Annotated in this window: 15 protein-coding genes; 7 read left to right on the top strand and 8 right to left on the bottom strand. The window is 69.3% G+C overall.

Going from position 1 to position 15,045, the window contains the following annotated elements; all coding sequences use genetic code 11:
- The first annotated feature begins 176 nt into the window (after window positions 1-176).
- From OG293_RS34185 to OG293_RS34170, 4 genes are read left to right on the top strand one after another with little or no spacing between them, the layout of a single operon-like run.
- Window positions 177-1,850 carry a glycoside hydrolase family 13 protein gene (locus OG293_RS34185; protein ID WP_406002609.1) on the top strand — a complete coding sequence of 558 codons (1,674 nt, stop codon included), beginning with the start codon at window positions 177-179 and terminating at the stop codon, window positions 1,848-1,850.
- Between the two features lie 39 nt (window positions 1,851-1,889).
- Entirely contained in the window at window positions 1,890-3,221 is a 1,332-nt protein-coding gene (locus tag OG293_RS34180) for an ABC transporter substrate-binding protein (RefSeq protein WP_406002608.1), read from the top strand.
- A gap of 11 nt (window positions 3,222-3,232) precedes the next feature.
- The gene (locus OG293_RS34175; protein ID WP_406002607.1) at window positions 3,233-4,570 is read left to right on the top strand and encodes an ABC transporter permease subunit; all 1,338 of its coding nucleotides are present in this window, start codon (window positions 3,233-3,235) and stop codon (window positions 4,568-4,570) included.
- Complete coding sequence (locus OG293_RS34170; protein ID WP_406002606.1) at window positions 4,567-5,502, top strand: carbohydrate ABC transporter permease; 936 nt, start codon at window positions 4,567-4,569, stop codon at window positions 5,500-5,502. Before OG293_RS34175 ends, OG293_RS34170 begins: the two co-directional genes overlap by 4 nt.
- Before the next feature lie 73 nt (window positions 5,503-5,575).
- Here the strand turns inward: OG293_RS34170 and tgmB are convergent, their stop codons facing one another.
- The 4 genes from tgmB to OG293_RS34150 form a co-directional block, all read right to left on the bottom strand.
- Window positions 5,576-6,505, bottom strand: a complete 930-nt coding sequence (tgmB, locus tag OG293_RS34165; protein WP_406002605.1) for an ATP-grasp ribosomal peptide maturase — start codon at window positions 6,503-6,505, stop codon at window positions 5,576-5,578.
- Window positions 6,506-6,521: 16 nt separating this feature from the next.
- Window positions 6,522-6,713: a putative ATP-grasp-modified RiPP gene (gene tgmA, locus OG293_RS34160; protein WP_406002604.1), complete on the bottom strand. Its 192-nt coding sequence runs from the start codon at window positions 6,711-6,713 to the stop codon at window positions 6,522-6,524.
- A 240-nt stretch (window positions 6,714-6,953) separates the two neighbouring features.
- On the bottom strand, window positions 6,954-7,307 hold the full coding sequence (locus OG293_RS34155; RefSeq protein WP_406002603.1) for a hypothetical protein: 354 nt from the start codon (window positions 7,305-7,307) through the stop codon (window positions 6,954-6,956).
- 61 nt (window positions 7,308-7,368) lie between these two features.
- Window positions 7,369-9,039 (bottom strand): IclR family transcriptional regulator C-terminal domain-containing protein, encoded by a 1,671-nt coding sequence (locus OG293_RS34150; protein WP_406002602.1) that lies wholly within the window; start codon window positions 9,037-9,039, stop codon window positions 7,369-7,371.
- Between the two features lie 183 nt (window positions 9,040-9,222).
- Between OG293_RS34150 and OG293_RS34145 the strand changes: the two genes are divergently transcribed.
- Window positions 9,223-10,428: a 4-hydroxybenzoate 3-monooxygenase gene (locus OG293_RS34145; protein WP_406002601.1), complete on the top strand. Its 1,206-nt coding sequence runs from the start codon at window positions 9,223-9,225 to the stop codon at window positions 10,426-10,428.
- Between the two features lie 71 nt (window positions 10,429-10,499).
- Here OG293_RS34145 and OG293_RS34140 read toward each other — a convergent pair whose 3' ends face one another.
- The 4 genes from OG293_RS34140 to OG293_RS34125 form a co-directional block, all read right to left on the bottom strand.
- Window positions 10,500-11,417: an MFS transporter gene (locus OG293_RS34140; RefSeq protein ID WP_406002600.1), complete on the bottom strand. Its 918-nt coding sequence runs from the start codon at window positions 11,415-11,417 to the stop codon at window positions 10,500-10,502.
- 9 nt (window positions 11,418-11,426) lie between these two features.
- Entirely contained in the window at window positions 11,427-11,567 is a 141-nt protein-coding gene (locus OG293_RS34135) for a hypothetical protein (protein ID WP_406002599.1), read from the bottom strand.
- A gap of 205 nt (window positions 11,568-11,772) precedes the next feature.
- On the bottom strand, window positions 11,773-11,994 hold the full coding sequence (locus OG293_RS34130; protein WP_406002598.1) for a hypothetical protein: 222 nt from the start codon (window positions 11,992-11,994) through the stop codon (window positions 11,773-11,775).
- Window positions 11,995-12,037: 43 nt separating this feature from the next.
- A complete protein-coding gene (locus tag OG293_RS34125) occupies window positions 12,038-12,841 on the bottom strand; it encodes a caspase domain-containing protein (protein WP_406003802.1) in 804 nt (267 codons plus the stop codon).
- A 292-nt stretch (window positions 12,842-13,133) separates the two neighbouring features.
- Between OG293_RS34125 and OG293_RS34120 the strand changes: the two genes are divergently transcribed.
- Window positions 13,134-13,991, top strand: coding sequence for a DNA/RNA non-specific endonuclease (locus OG293_RS34120; RefSeq protein ID WP_406002597.1), 858 nt, complete (start codon window positions 13,134-13,136; stop codon window positions 13,989-13,991).
- An 82-nt stretch (window positions 13,992-14,073) separates the two neighbouring features.
- Window positions 14,074-15,000 (top strand): hypothetical protein, encoded by a 927-nt coding sequence (locus OG293_RS34115; RefSeq protein ID WP_406002596.1) that lies wholly within the window; start codon window positions 14,074-14,076, stop codon window positions 14,998-15,000.
- Window positions 15,001-15,045: the final 45 nt, after the last annotated feature.

The raw sequence follows: 15,045 nt of genomic DNA, 5'->3' as shown, positions 1-15,045 counted from the left end.
CGCTACTTACATGTTAAGTAGCGACCCGATCTTGCATACCCCCAAATATCGGGGCAAATACGGGCCGCTTCTTGCACCATCGTTGACACCTTGCCGTCACTCCTACCTAACATGCATGCATAACAGCGCCCCGCTCTGGGACGCCCTCGCATCCAGCAGGAACAGGTCAACGCGAGATGCTGACAGCTCTTCCGGCCGCCACCGGCCACTCCTCCGGCACATCCACCGCATGGTGGCGCGACGCCGTGATCTACCAGGTGTACGTCCGCAGCTTCCTCGACAGCACCGGGGACGGCATCGGAGACCTCGCCGGCGTCCGGGCCGGGCTTCCGTACCTCAAGAAGCTCGGTGTCGACGGGATCTGGCTCAGCCCCTTCTATCCCTCGCCGCAGCACGACCACGGTTACGACGTCTCCGACTACTGCGACGTCGACCCGGTCTACGGCGACCTGGCCGAGTTCGACCTGCTGATGGCGGACGCCCGCAGGCTCGGGCTGAAGCTGCTGCTCGACATCGTCCCCAATCACTGCTCCAGCGAGCACCCGTGGTTCCGTGAGGCGCTCGCCGCCGGTCCCGGAGGCGATGCCCGAGCCCGGTTCCACTTCGCCGACGGCCGCGGCCCCGGCGGAGCCGAGCCGCCCAACAACTGGCGGGCGATGTTCGGGGGCCCCGCCTGGAGCCGGATCACCGAGCCCGACGGCACACCCGGCCAGTGGTACCTGCACCTGTTCACCCCGGAGCAGCCCGATCTGAACTGGCGCGACCCGGACGTCGGCGACTCGTTCGAGCAGGTGCTCCACTTCTGGCTGGACCGTGGCGTGGACGGCTTCCGTATCGATGTCGCCGCCGGACTGTTCAAACACCCGCGGCTGCCCGACTCCGACGACCCGGGGGCCGACGAGCGCGCCCGTGACTCCGTGAACCAGCTGGCCTGGAACCAGCCCGAGGTCCACCAGGTGTGGCGCCGCTGGCGCGCGGTATGCGAGGAGTACACCGAGCGGGACGGCGGTGAGCGGCTGCTCGTCGGAGAGGTCTCCGTGCCGAGCGCGCGGGAGCACGCCGAGTACGTACGGTCCGACGAACTGCACCAGGCGTTCTTCTTCGACCTGCTCAGCGCCCCCTGGGACGCCGAAGCCTTCCGGGAGACCATCACCGAGGCGATACGCGACATCGCGGGGACCGGCTCGACCGTGACCTGGGTGCTCAACAACCACGACCAGGTGCGCACGGTCACCCGTTACGCGGGCGAGCCGGGCGTGGAAGCCAGTGGAGTGGGCGCCGCGCGCGCCCGCGCCGCGGCCCTGCTGATGCTGGCCCTGCCGGGAGCCGCGTACGTCTACCAGGGCGAGGAGCTCGGCCTCCCCGAAGTCCTCGACCTGCCGGACGAGGTGCTCACCGACCCGATCTTCCACCGCACCGGAAGCCGCGCACGCATCCGCGACGGCTGCCGGGTGCCCCTGCCCTGGTCGGGCCACGCGTCACCGTTCGGCTTCAGCCAGGGCGCGGAAGGCGCCCGGCCCTGGCTGCCGCAGCCCGAGTGGTTCGCCGAACACGCCACCGACCGGGCGCTGGCCGACACCCGCTCCTTCTGGCACCTGTACCGCGAGGGACTCCAACTGCGGCGCAGCCTGCCCCAGTTGGGCGAGGGGAGCCTGCGCTGGCTGGAGGCTCCCCCTCAGGTTCTGGCGATGGCCCGCGGTGACGGGCTGATCTGCGCGGTCAACTTCGGCACCGAACCCGTGCCCGCCCCGGCCGTGGGCACTCCCCTGCTTTCCAGCGGCCCCTGCCCGGACGGAGTGCTCCCCGGAGCGACCGCCGCGTGGTGGACGGGCGACTGCCCCACCTCCTGAACCACCGGTTTTCCCCACCCTTTCGGAAGGACTCTCATCATGCGACGACCCACAACGAACCTGCGGACGGCGGCGGCTGCCTCCACGGTGCTCGCCCTCGCACTCGGCGCGACGGCCTGCGGAGGCTCCACGAGCCCCGCGAGCGGCGGCAAGGAACTCAGCGGCCAGACGGTGACCGTGGCCGGAGTCTGGACCGGCAGTGAGCAGAAGAACTTCCGCAAGGTGCTGGACGCCTTCACCGAGGAGACCGGCGCGACGACCGTCTTCGTGCCCACCGGTGACAACGTCTCCACCTTTGTCGGCAGCAAGATCGAGGGCGGCAACGCCCCGGACGTGGCGATGGTGCCCCAGGTCGGCGTGCTCCAGCAGTTCGCCAAGGAGGGCTGGCTCGCACCGCTGTCGCAGAAGACCGCGACGACGGCCGGCGCCAACCTGGCCGAGGTGTGGAAGAACTACGGCACCGTCGACAAGACGTTCTACGGCCTCTACTTCAAGGCTGCCCACAAGTCGACCGTCTGGTACAGCCCGAACGCGTTCCAGCAGGCCGGTGTGGCGGAGCCGAAGAGCTTCGCCGACCTGCTCAAGGCGGGCCGCACCCTCGCCGACTCCGGTCTCCCGGCCTTCTCGGTCGCAGGTGAGGACGGCTGGACGCTCACCGACTGGTTCGAGAACATCTACCTCTCGCAGGCGGGCCCCGAGAAGTACGACCAGCTGGCCGCGCACACCCTCCCCTGGACCGACGCCAGCGTGGTCAAGGCGCTCACCACCCTGGGCGAGGTGTTCAAGGACAAGCAGCTCGTGGCCGGAGGCTCCTCGGCCGCGCTGCGCACCGACTTCCCCGGCTCGGTCGAGCAGGTCTTCGGCCCCGGGCCCAAGGCCGGCATGGTCTACGAGGGCGACTTCGTCGGTGGCATGGCGAAGGACGACTTCGGCAAGAAGCTCGGCGAGGACGCCAAGTTCTTCCCGTTCCCCGCCGTCGACAGCGGCAAGGCGCCCGTGGTCAGCGGCGGCGACGCGGCCGTGGTCCTCAAGGAGGGCAAGAACCAGAAGGGGGCGCAGCGGCTCCTGGAGTTCCTGGCCACCCCGAAGGCGGCTTCCGTCTGGGCCGGTGCGGGCGGCTTCCTCTCCCCCAACAAGGACGTGGCCCCCGCCGCGTACGCCGACGACACGACCCGTGCCACGGCCAAGTCGCTGGTCGACGCGGGTGACACGGTCCGCTTCGACATGTCGGACCAGGCCCCGGCCGCCTTCGGCGGAACCAAGGGCGCGGGCGAGTGGAAGCTCCTGCAGGACTTCCTGCGGGACCCGTCCGACCCGAAGGCCACCGCGGCCAAGCTCGAAGCCGCGGCCGCCAAGGCGTACAAGAGCTGAGGCCGCGCACCATGGCTGTCTCCACATCCGCCGCCGCCGCGAATCCGCGGCGGCGGGCCCAGCGCAGGAAGCGGAACATCGCGGTGGTGTTCGTCCTGCCCGCCCTGCTGCTGCTCGGCGCACTGGTCGTCTACCCCGTGGTGTTCTCCGCGGGCCGCAGTCTCTTCGACGCGAGCGGCGAACATTTCGTCGGCGGCGAGAACTACTCCGAGATATTCAGCGACCCCGCCACGCTCAAGGCGATCCGCAACAGCGCCATCTGGGTCGTCGTGGCTCCGGCGCTGCTGACCGGTATCGGGCTCGTGCTCGCGGTCCTCACCGAGAAGGTGCGCTGGGCGACCGCGTTCAAGCTGGTGCTCTTCCTTCCCATGGCCGTCTCCTTCCTCGCCGCCGGCATCATCTTCCGGCTCGCGTACGAGGAGGACCCGAACCGGGGCGTTCTCAACGCCGTGACCGTCGGGGTCCATGACGCCTTCGACGACGGCTCCGCCTATCCCACGGCGAGGGCGCGCCAGGGCCAGGGGCTGACAGGGAATCCGGGCAGGGGGTACGCAACGGGCGACGCGGTCCGTCCCGGCGCGTCCGTCAGCCTCGGCCTCGTCGGCGTGGCACCGGACAAGATGCCTTCCGAGGCGCTGCCCGCGCTCGCCGGGTCCTCCGCCGCGCCCGCCGCCGACGAGGTGCGGGGCGTGGTCTACCTCGACTTCTCCCCCGGCGGCGGGGGCAGGCCGGGAAAGGTGGACCCGGCCGAGAAGGGACTGCCGGGCATGACCCTCGAAGCGGTACGGGACGGAAAGGTGGCCGCGAGGGCCACCACCGCGGCGGACGGCTCGTTCGGCTTCCGCGGCCTGACGGACGGTTCGTACACCGTCCGGCTCCCCGCGGACAACTTCGCCGCCCCCTACCAGGGCATTTCATGGCTCGGACCGGCTCTGGTCACCCCGGCCATCATCGGCGCGTATCTGTGGATCTGGACCGGTTTCTCGATGGTGCTGATCGGCGCGGGACTCGCGGCCCTGCCCCGGGACGCCCTGGAGGCTGCCCGGATGGACGGCGCCACGGAGGGTCAGATCTTCCGGAAGATCACGGTCCCGCTGCTGGCCCCGGTGCTGACGGTGGTCTTCGTGACCCTGGTGATCAATGTGATGAAGGTCTTCGACCTTGTCTACATCATCGCGCCCGGACCGGTTCAGGAAGAGGCCAGTGTGCTCGCGACCCGGATGTGGCTGGTGTCGTTCGGGGGCGGCAACAACCAGGGTCTCGGCAGCGCCCTGAGCGTGCTGCTCCTCCTCCTGGTCGTGCCCGCCATGATTTTCAACGTACGGCGCTTCCGAAGGAGCGGAGCATGAGCGGTCACAGCACGATGGAACGCAGTCCTTCCGGACCGGCGGCCAAGACCTCCGCGCCCGCTCCGGTCCAGGCGCGCCGCCCGCGCCCGCCCCTCGGCCGGCTGGGCACCTGGCTGGGCAACGGAGTGGTGCAGGCTCTCCTGATCCTCGTCGCTCTCGTGTGGATCACCCCGCTCGCCGGTCTGTTCCTGTCATCGATGCGCTCCGAGCAGGACAACGCGGCCAAGGGCTGGTGGACGGCGCTCACCGATCCCGGACAGCTGTCGCTGGAGAACTACACGGCGCTCTTCAAGGACTCGGGCATCGCCCAGTCCTTCTGGAACACCGTGCTGATCTCGGTGCCGGCCACCGCGCTGGTCGTCGGTATCGCCGCACTGGCCGGTTACGCCTTCGCCTGGCTGGAGTTCCCCGGCCGCAACGCGATCTTCCTGGTGGTGGTGGGTCTCCTGGTGGTACCCGTGCAGATCGGGCTGCTGCCGGTGGCCAAACTGTTCGGCGCGGTCGGGCTGTTCGGCACGATCCCCGGTGTGATCCTCTTCCATGTCGCCTACGGACTGCCATTCGCGATCTTCCTCCTGCGCAACTACTTCGCCGAGATCCCGCGCGAAATGCTGGAGGCAGCCAGGATGGACGGCGGCGGCGAGTGGCGGATCTTCTCCCGGCTGATCCTGCCTCTCGGCCGGCCCGCCCTGGCCAGCCTCGCCATCTTCCAGTTCCTCTGGGTGTGGAACGACATGCTGGTCGCGCTGCTCTTCGCCGACAGCGAGTCCCAGCCGCTGACCGTCGCGCTCCAGTCCGAGATGCGGCAGTTCGGCAGCAACATCGGGGTTCTGGCGCCAGGCGCCTTCCTCTCCCTGGTGGTGCCGCTGGTGGTCTTCTTCGCCTTCCAACGGCACTTCGTGCAGGGAGTGATGGCGGGCTCGGTCAAATAGCCCCGGGCGACAGCCTTAGGGTCTTTCGTTTGGACCTTGCCGGGCTCGCGTGCCCTGATCCCAACGAAAGACCCTAGGCCGGTTGGGAGCCGCCCAGCCAGGACGCGACAGCCGCGGCGATGGGCTGGCCGGTCTCGAGTTCGACGAACCCGAACTGACCGCCCTGGTTGCACTCCAGGAACCACCAGACGCCCTCGTCGTCCACCGCGAAGTCGAAAGCGCCGTAGGCGAGTCCGGCCATGCCCGCGTATTCACGGACGGCCCGTGCCACGCGGTCCGGAACCTCGCTGGGCTTCCAGGGGTGTCCCGTGCCGTAGCGGCCGTCCACCTGGTCGGACTCGGCTTCCTTCCGGGCGGCGAACATCCGCCCGCCGACATAGGTCAGCCGGATGTCCGCCTGCTTGGCGATGAACTTCTGCAGCAGGGTCGGTCCGGCCGCGACGGCGGAGAAGTCGGTGTCCGGCCCGATGCGCGTGGTGGGCAGGGCCATCGGAGGTTCGGTGGCCGGCGGACCCGTCGCCGACTTCACCACGATCTCCTTGTGCTGCTCCGCGAACTGCCGTGCCACACGCGGGAAAGTGGTGACGAGTGTGGGCGGTACGGCGAAACCGCTGCGATGGGCGACGCGCAACTGCCACGGCTTGCACCGCGCCTGTGCGGCCACACAGGGGTGGTTCATCCAGCGTGCGGTGGTGGAGTACAGCATCCCGTACAGTGCCTGACGGGACTCGGCCGTGAGCCACTCCGACGCCTCGTCGGCGTGCGCCGCCGGCTCGCCCGGTCTTCGCACCCATATCGAACGCAGAGCACTCATGCTCAGCAACCGCCCGTCGTACGACAAGTAGCCCTGGAAATCGCCACTTACGTACTCGGCCGACAGGGCGGCCTCTCCGGGAAGATCAGCAGGATCGAATCGGACCAGTGGGACGCCCCGCTCATAGAGCTTGGCCACCACCATGTCCGTCGTCACGTCCTCCTGACACGTCAGGATGAGCACAGTCATTGGTGCGCCGAGCCGTTCAGTCGTCGAAGTGCGTCTGTGAGCCTGCTGTGGATGTCGTCGTGGCGGTGGCCAGGAGAAGCGCCCGGTCCAATATCGCGGGCCGGCCGTCCGGCAGGACGTTCAGTTGCAGATTGGAGTCGTACGTATAAGAAATGCCGACCGCTGAATTCTCAGCGGGAAGCGCGTAGTTCAACGCGAACGGTCGCATGAGTCTCCTCCTATACCCACTTGGTGGCTGTGCCACGCGTAACAGTACGTGAAAATGATGTAGGGGTCTTGCTACATTCCGTCACTTCAGGCCTAGTTAAGGTGAAGAGCATCACATCGCCTGCGCAGCGTGCTCGGCCCCGGACACTCCGCAAACAGGAACTGCCGAAGGCAACCCGCCCCCTTGTCAGTTAGACCGCCGACCAGCCCAATGCGTTCCATCCATGCGCGAGTTGGCGAACTACGAAAAATCGGCAATGCCCAACCGCCCGCGGTTTTCCGCGGTGTTCGCATAGATACGCCATGTGACGACTTGGCGGTCCCAGATCCTCGCGGTCCAGAGCGCGGGTCCGGCAAGGGCCGGTTCCGAGCAGACCGAATAGCCGATCACGGTGACGACATCCCCCTGTGCGGAAAGTGACGTAAAGGGGTTGCGGTAGTCGGGAAACGAAGCGAAGAAGCCGCGCCAGGCGGCAAGGCAGTCCCGCTTTCCGCTCACGACGTGCGACTCCCTATCGATGAAACGTGTGGTCGTCCGGCATAAGGCGCCCGAGACCGTCCGCGTCACGGCGTTGATGCGGTCGTTGAAGTCCACCCTGACCGACACGGGATCGCGCTCGTGCCGCTCGGGTCGGAGACAGCAGTCCGGGGCCGTGTCAGAGGGCCGGTACGCGGGTGAAGCGTCCGGTGATGTGCAGGTCGGTCTCGACGGCGGCGGCCGTGGCCCGCAGCCGCGGCAGTACCTCGGTGACGATGTCCTCGGTGCTGCGACGGCTGCTGTGCATGGCGACGTTGACGGCCGCCACGACCGCGCCGTCACGGTCGCGGACGGGCACGGCGATCGAGCGCAGGCCCTCTTCCAGTTCCTCGTCGACCAGGGCGTATCCCTCCTGCGCCACGCGGTCCAGGATCGCGGCGAGTTCGCCGCGCCCGGTGACCGTGCGCGGGGTGAGGGGCACGAGTTCGGTGAGCGCCAGCCGCGCCGTGCGCTCCGCGGAGGGAAGGTCCGCCAGCAGGACACGGCCCATGGAGGTCACGTAAGCGGGCAGCCGAGTGCCGAGGGTGATGTTCGCGCTCATGATGCGCCGGGTGGCCACCCGCGCCACGTACTGCACATCGCCGTCGGCGAGCAGCGCCAGCGACGCGGAGTCGTGCACCTGTTTGGTGAGGGCGGCGAGGTGGGGGGCGGCGATCTGCGCGAGCGTCGTACGGGAGAGCGGGGGGAAGCCGAGGGCCAGTACGCGCGGCGTGAGCCGGAAGGTCCGCTCGTGGGAGGTGACGTATCCGAGGTGTTCCAGCGTGATCAGGGCCCTGCGGGCCGTGGCGCGGGCCAGGCCGGTGGCCTCGGCGACGGCGGTGAGGGTCAGTTCGTCGCGGCCCTCACCGAAGGCGGTCAGCACGGTCAGGCCACGGGCGAGGGCCTCGATGAACTCGCGGCCCAGTTCCTGCTTGGAGGCGGTGGTCCAGGCGGCGAGGCCACTGGGTCCGGGCACCGGCTCGGGTGTGGGGGCCTCCCGCAGCTCCTGCTCCATCGTCGCCACGGCCGTACGCAGCCGGGGCAGAAGTTTGTCGTGGAGCGTGCGCGGCGTGTGTCGGCTGGTGTGGCTGACGAGGCTCACCCCGCAGACCATCCGTCCCTGCGGGTCGCGTACCGGTGCGGCCAGGGCGATCAGGCCGGGTTCGATCCTTTGGTCGTCGAAGCCCCAGCCGTCCTCGCGCGCGCGTTCGGTGCGCTCCTCGAAGTCGTCGGAGCATGCCGCCGGGTCGCGGGGCGGTACGGCGGGAAAGCCGTGGTCCTCGAGGTCGGCCGTACGCCGCTCGCGCCACCGGGCCCAGTCCTGCTCCGTCCACTCGGCGGCGAACAGCGGTCCGGGCGCGGTGCGTTCGGCGGGCAGCAGGTCGCCGATGCGAAAGCTCAGAGACATCGCGCGGCGCCGGGTCGCCTGGTGGATGAAGCGGATGCCGTCGCCGTCGGCGACCGCGAGGGACACCGATTCGTCGAGTTCGTCGGCGAGCGCGTCGGCGTGCGCTCCGATCAGACCGGGCATGCGCAGTCCGGCCAGGTACACGTTGCCGAGCTCCATCAGCCGGGGGGCCAGAGTCGCGTCCCGGCCGTCGAGCCGGAGGTATCCCATCCGGGCGAGGGTTGCCGTGACCCGGTCGACGGTCGAGCGGGCCAGCCCGGTGGCGCGCTCGAGCTCGCTGCGGCTGAGCGTGCCGTCGGCGTCGGTGAGCCGGCGCAGCACGGCGATGCCGCGCATCAGGGGCGCGACGGCTTCGGGCGGCGCCTCGGGGGCGGGCGCCGTCGTGGGAAGGGACGGTGGCATCGGGCTCTCCGTTGCAGATCTCTGGGGTCACCGTAGTGCGGGGCGGCCTGGGCGTTGACAGGGGAAACCGGCTGAGCGCAGACTCAGGCCCATATTAGTGAAAGAACCTTCACCTGACGAACACTCGCGGTTTCCGTCGTGACGAACACTCGCGGTTTCCGTCTCGGCGCTGAGGAGTACTTGATGCACACGACCGTCGCGATCGTCGGCGGCGGCCCCGCCGGCCTGCTGCTCGCCCGCCTGCTGCACAACGCCGGCATCGACAGCGTGGTACTGGAGCGACGCGACCGGGCCTATGTCGAACAGCGTCAGCGCGCCGGCATTCTGGAGCAGGCGACGGTGGACGCGCTGCGGGCCGCCGGCGCCGGAGCCCGGCTGGACCGCGAGGGGCTCGTCCACGACGGCATCGAACTGCGATTCCGCCGCCGCACCCACCGCGTCGACTTCCCCGCGCTGACCGGCGGCCGCCGGGTGTGGGTGTATGCGCAGACCGAAGTGGTGAAGGATCTCATCGCCCTGCAGCTCTCGGACGGCGGACCGCTCCTGTTCGACGCCGAGGTACTGACCGTCGAGGGCGCCGCCACTCCGCGTCCGGTGGTGCGCTATGCGCACGAAGGCCGCGAACAGACCCTCACCTGCGACTACGTGGTCGGCTGCGACGGTTTCCACGGGATCGTCCGTGGCGTGGTCCCCGAGTCCGTGCGCACGACCCACGAGCGCACCTATCCCTACTCCTGGCTGGGCATCCTCGCCGAAGCCCCGCCCGTGTACGACGAGTTGATCTACGCCCACTCCGAGCGCGGGTTCGCGCTGGCCAGCATGCGCTCCCCCACGGTCAGCCGCCTCTATCTCCAGGTACCCAACGGCACCGACCCGGCCGACTGGCCCGATGAGCGGATCTGGGACGAGCTGGACGCCCGGCTCGCCACCGACACGGAACCCGGATGGCGGCTGGAGCGCGGAGCCGTCACGGCCAAGTCGGTGCTGCCGATGCGCAGTTCGGTCACCGAGCCGATGCGCCACGGCCGGGTCTTCCTGGCCGGGGACGCGGCGCACATCGTGCCGCCGACCGGCGCCAAGGGTCTCAACCTCGCCGCCGCTGATGTGACTGTCCTGGCCAGGGCCTTCGCCCACCTCGACAGGACGGGCTCGGCCGAGTTGCTCGACGCGTACTCCGACACCTGCCTGCGCCGGGTGTGGCGCGCCGAGCACTTCTCGTACTTCATGACGACCATGCTGCACACCGACCCGGCGCAGGACGGTTTCGACACCGGGCTGCAGCTCTCGCAGCTCGACCGGATCGCCACCTCGCCGCACGCCGCCGCCGAACTGGCCGAGAACTACACGGGCTTGCCGCTCGGCGTACCGGCGGCCGGCCCTTCCTCGTAGCGGGCCACGCCGACGAGCCGGTGACCGCGGCAGGGGCCTTGCGGGCCCCCTCGCGGTCACCGTCGACCCGTTCAGGAGTCGGAGTAGGTGACGCCCAGCGGCAGATGGGACCTGAGCAGCAGAGCTCCCGCCGCCGTGAGGACGAACCAGATCGCGGAGACCCGGACCACGCCGAAACGGTCGGCGGTACGGCCCGCGATGAGCATGCCGACGATGCCGCCCGCGTTGATGACGAGAAGGAAACTGACGGAGGAGTTCAGCCCGTACCCGGAGGCGCGCATCATCTGCGGCAGCCAGGTGCTCACGCCGTACACGAGGAGCAGCCCGCAGAAGGAGGCCAGCCACAGCAGCGGGGTGGCCCAGCGCGACTCGGGCCGGAAGAGCGCACCCACCGCCGCGAGGCGCCCCTTCGCTCCGGCCGCCGGTGCCGCGACCTCGGTGGGCCGGGGCACTCCGTACCGGTCGGCGACCGCGTCCGCCTGCTCCCGCTCACCGCGCGCCAGCAGCACGCCAGGCGATTCTGGCAGCAGCTTCAGCAGCAGCGGTACGGCGACGACCGCCGGCAGCACACCCGCCCAGAAGACCCAGCGCCAGCCCGCGCTCGGCGCGACGGTGAGGCCGAGGACCGTGGCCACCATGCCGCCCACGTGGTACGAGGTCATCAGCAGTCCGGTGGTCAGCGCGGCCCGGCGCGGTGGCGCGAACTCCATGACCATGGCCAGGCAGAGCGGCATGAGGCCGCCGAGGCCGAGCCCGGCTATGAATCGCCCGGTCCCGAACAGCGCGGGGTTCCCGGCCGCGGCGCACACCGCGGAGCCGAGCGAGAAGAGCGTGACGCTGGCAACCAGCATCGGCCGGCGGCCGAGCCAGTCGGTGATGTTCCCGGCGGTGAGGGCACCGATGAGCATCCCGAAGGTGGTCCAGCTGCCGATCGTGCCGGCGCTCGCGGGCGTCAGACCGAGCCCGCCGTCGTCGAGCATGTGGGGCATGACGGCGCCCTAGATGTTGACGTCCATGCCGTCGAAGAAGACAGCCAGCCAGCACAGGGCTATGACGGGGAGCACCGAGCGGAAGGTGTGGGCGCGGTCGGGATGCGGCGGCCGTGGACCGGATATGCCGGAGGTGGCGGAGGAAGTCATGGTCTGTCCCTGGAGTGCGAGTGTCCCTGGAACGGCGGGGAACCAAGTGCTTGTTCGCCTGGTGAAGTTATCTTCACTTCCTGGGTGGCATGAGTGTCCGATCGCGGCGGACGGATGTCAATGACCGGGAGCAGTCACATTCCGGCCGGTTCCCCCAGAGGCGCGCCACCCGGCGCGGATGCCGTCCCGGGAGCCATACCGGCGATCACGCGCGCGGCAGCGCAGCCACGACGGCGGGCTCACCGGCCGTGTCCACCGCACCGGCCTGGGCCACGGCCTCGCACGAGCCGCGGCCACCGGACTGAGCCCGCAACGCACCGGCGGCGGCGCCGGGAGACCCGCCGGCGGCCTCGCCATGGCCGGAGACGCGGGCCGGGCGGAAGACGGACGATCCGCTGTCCGGGAGTCGGGTCCGCGACGGCCGCACCGCGGGGACCCGCCTCCTCAGGGCCGGGCAAGACGTGCTGCGGTCATACCGTGAAGGGCCGCTGGTCGAGGAACCCCTCGGCCGGCTGTCCCGCCACATACAGGTTCGGGCTCTGGTCCCTCGGCATACGACGCAGGATGTCGCGGTGGAAATCGCGGTACCCGCCGTTGAACGACCCATCGGCCCAGACCTTGAGGAGGGTCTCGGTGAACTTGCCGTTGACCCGCCCGTCGGCGGCGACCTGGTCGTCCTGGCAGGCGGAGATCAGCAGACCGCTCGCGGGCTCCTTGCGGCCCTTCTCCTTACCGAGCTCCTGCTGGAGGGACTGGAAGAACTCCTTGTCCCGTTCGAAGATCTCACGCTGCTTGAATTCGGGCATGAGCCGCGGGGCGACATCGCTCTCGCCGGAAGGCTCCTCGATCGCGGTGCCGCTGTGACAGCAGTCGAGGAAGGTCAGGATCCGCACGCCGTCGGCGAAGCGCCCGAACTCCCTGTACAGCTCGTCGTCGAGGAACTCCCGGTCGTAGAAGACCAGGGTCTCGTCCATTTCGTCCGCTTCGGTGTCCGAGCCGTTGATGTTCGGCATCCGGCCGCCGTGGCCGGAATAGGTGAACAGCACGATGTCCCCGTCGGACAGGAGCCGTGACGCCCGTCGCAGCTCGGCGGTGATGTTCTCGACGGTGCCGTCGCCCGTCAGCAGCGTCGAGTCGTTGAATCCTGCTTCGCGGGCCAGCCGCGCCATGTCGTTGGCGTCGTTCTCACAGGCGACGAGCTGGCCGTCCCAGCCGCCGTACTTCGCTGGGTCGACGCTGTTGAGTCCGACGTGGAGGGAGAGGCCTGTGGGCATGGGGGCTCCTTGTGTGGGGTGACGGTGCTGGGTGACGGTGCCGGAGGTGGCGGCCACCGCCTGGATGGGTTCCGTGGACACGGGCCCTCTCAACCTCACCGGGACCCCAACCGCCTGAACGGGCCTGCTCCGCCGGGCAGGAGAGGCACGGGACCGGCAGCGGAAGTGCCGGCGGGCCGTGGTGGAACCGTTGCGCGGCCATCGGAGTGGCGTCGCGGCCGGCATCGATCGGCGACCCGAACCAACGGGTACTTAACCGATCATGAGTTCATCTGACATTTCGCCTTCAAGCGTGAGCGACGATGCGGTGTCGGGCGCTTCGCTGACCAATCGCGAGGGCTACGACGAGCACTTCCTCGGCCCGTCCGTACCACTGCCCATGCCCACCCGTCCCGAAGTCGAGACGGTGGTCCTTCCGTACACCCACTTCACCGTGGTGCTGCGCCCCGACCGGCGGCTCGCCGCGGCCACCGCGGTCTGCATCGACGGTGAGCGCCTGCAGGACCTGGGCCGCGACGACAACTGGCGGCTGGACCCCCGGCTTCCCGAGTCGGCGCAGACCGGCAAGGCGGTGTACGCGAACAACTCCCTCGACCGTGGACATCTGGTGCGCCGGCTCGACCCGGTGTGGGGTACGGACAGCGAAGCCGCCACGGCCAACGACGACACCTTCCACTTCACCAACGCGGCTCCGCAGGCCGATGTCTTCAATCAGGGCAAGGAGCTGTGGCAGGGCCTGGAGAACTTCCTCCTCGACCACGCCGGACAGTTCGACCGGAAGCTGACCGTGCTCACCGGCCCGGTGCTGCACGAGTCCGACCCGCCCTACCGGGGCATCCAGGTGCCGCTGCGCTTCTGGAAGGTCGCGGCGTTCATGCAGGACGGCACGCTCGCTTCGACCGCGTACGTACTCGACCAGAGCCCCGACCTCACGCGGGACGCCGACCGCGCCCTCGCCGGGGCGACACCGGGCGCGCCGCCGCCGCTGGGCGCCTTCCGCACGTTCCAGGTGCCGGTCTCCGACATTGCCGAACTGACCCTGCTGGACTTCGGACCGCTGCCCGACGTCGATCTGATGCCGGTGACACGCGCCCCGGAAACGCGCTGGAAGCAGCTGGAGTCGCACAGCGACATCGTCCTCGGGACGTGAGCGGCAGGCGACCGAATGGCGGTCGTACCGCAGTCGGCCAATACTGGCATTGACCGGCGTCCGTGCGGTGTCGGGAGGCACGATGCAACCCCGCGTCATTTACGTTCACGGCAATGGCAACAAGGTTCGCTCGGAATTGCTCAAGTCCCAGTGGGACAATGCCCTCTTCGGCCGGGACCTGGCCGATGCGTCGCGCATGGCGTACTGGGCTCCGATCCGATACGCCGATCCGCTTCCCGATTTCCGGTCCGATCCGCTCGACGGGGGTCCGGACGAAACCGAAGGGCCGACACCGCCCGAGGAATTCGAGACGCCCGAGAAATTCACCGAGCGGGTCCTCGAACGGGCGCGGTCCGAGGACGGTGAGATCCCGTCGGAGTCGGTGCCGGCCGGCGGACGCAACGACGCGCTGACCGGCTGGCTGAGCGAGATGACCTATCTCGCCGACACGCTCGCCGAGGCCGAGGGCACGGGAGCCGTCACCGACTCCCCGCTCGAAGCGCTGCCGCTGCCGCGAGCCGCCCGCACAGCGGTCTTCCGGAGGCTCGTCAGGCGCAGCTTCGAGGACGTTTACGCCTACTTCTTCGGTGGCGCGGGTCCGGCCATCCGCAAGGTGGTCAAGGAGGCGCTTCAGGGCCTGGACGGCGCCCCCGTCGCGGTGGTCGGACACAGCCTCGGGTCCATCGTCGCGTACGAGGTCCTGGCAGAGCTGGGATGCGAGGTCGAGCTCTTCACCACCGTCGGCTCACCGTTGGCGATCACCGAGGTGCAGGACCAGCTGGCGAAGCCGCCCGCGGTCCCGGCCGGGGTGCGGGCCTGGCGCAATGCCTCCGACCTACGGGATCTGGTGGCCCTGGACCACACGCTCCGGCCCGAGTACGCGCCGACGGAGCGAGTCACGGACCTCCTCGTGAGGAATAACAGCGAGAACCATCACGGCATCACCGAGTATCTGGGAAATCCGCAGGTCAGAGAGCCGTTCCAGCGGATGTTCAACCATCTTGCGTGAGCACGGAATAGATGGAAACATGACAAGTGGGAGTGAATGTGGTAT

Source organism: Streptomyces sp. NBC_00829 (assembly GCF_045161795.1).
In the GTDB taxonomy this organism is placed as follows: domain Bacteria; phylum Actinomycetota; class Actinomycetes; order Streptomycetales; family Streptomycetaceae; genus Streptomyces.
This window is presented reverse-complemented; position numbering and strand designations above follow the sequence as displayed.

What these genes read in the sequence shown, in the direction of transcription:
- OG293_RS34185 (WP_406002609.1), top strand. Translation starts at nt 177, where the DNA reads ATGCTGACAGCTCTTCCGGCCGCCACCGGCCACTCCTCCGGCACATCC.
- OG293_RS34180 (WP_406002608.1), top strand. Translation starts at nt 1,890, where the DNA reads ATGCGACGACCCACAACGAACCTGCGGACGGCGGCGGCTGCCTCCACG.
- OG293_RS34175 (WP_406002607.1), top strand. Translation starts at nt 3,233, where the DNA reads ATGGCTGTCTCCACATCCGCCGCCGCCGCGAATCCGCGGCGGCGGGCC.
- OG293_RS34170 (WP_406002606.1), top strand. Translation starts at nt 4,567, where the DNA reads ATGAGCGGTCACAGCACGATGGAACGCAGTCCTTCCGGACCGGCGGCC.
- tgmB (WP_406002605.1), bottom strand. Translation starts at nt 6,505, where the DNA reads ATGACTGTGCTCATCCTGACGTGTCAGGAGGACGTGACGACGGACATG.
- tgmA (WP_406002604.1), bottom strand. Translation starts at nt 6,713, where the DNA reads ATGCGACCGTTCGCGTTGAACTACGCGCTTCCCGCTGAGAATTCAGCG.
- OG293_RS34150 (WP_406002602.1), bottom strand. Translation starts at nt 9,039, where the DNA reads ATGCCACCGTCCCTTCCCACGACGGCGCCCGCCCCCGAGGCGCCGCCC.
- OG293_RS34145 (WP_406002601.1), top strand. Translation starts at nt 9,223, where the DNA reads ATGCACACGACCGTCGCGATCGTCGGCGGCGGCCCCGCCGGCCTGCTG.
- OG293_RS34140 (WP_406002600.1), bottom strand. Translation starts at nt 11,417, where the DNA reads ATGCCCCACATGCTCGACGACGGCGGGCTCGGTCTGACGCCCGCGAGC.
- OG293_RS34135 (WP_406002599.1), bottom strand. Translation starts at nt 11,567, where the DNA reads ATGACTTCCTCCGCCACCTCCGGCATATCCGGTCCACGGCCGCCGCAT.
- OG293_RS34125 (WP_406003802.1), bottom strand. Translation starts at nt 12,841, where the DNA reads ATGCCCACAGGCCTCTCCCTCCACGTCGGACTCAACAGCGTCGACCCA.
- OG293_RS34115 (WP_406002596.1), top strand. Translation starts at nt 14,074, where the DNA reads ATGCAACCCCGCGTCATTTACGTTCACGGCAATGGCAACAAGGTTCGC.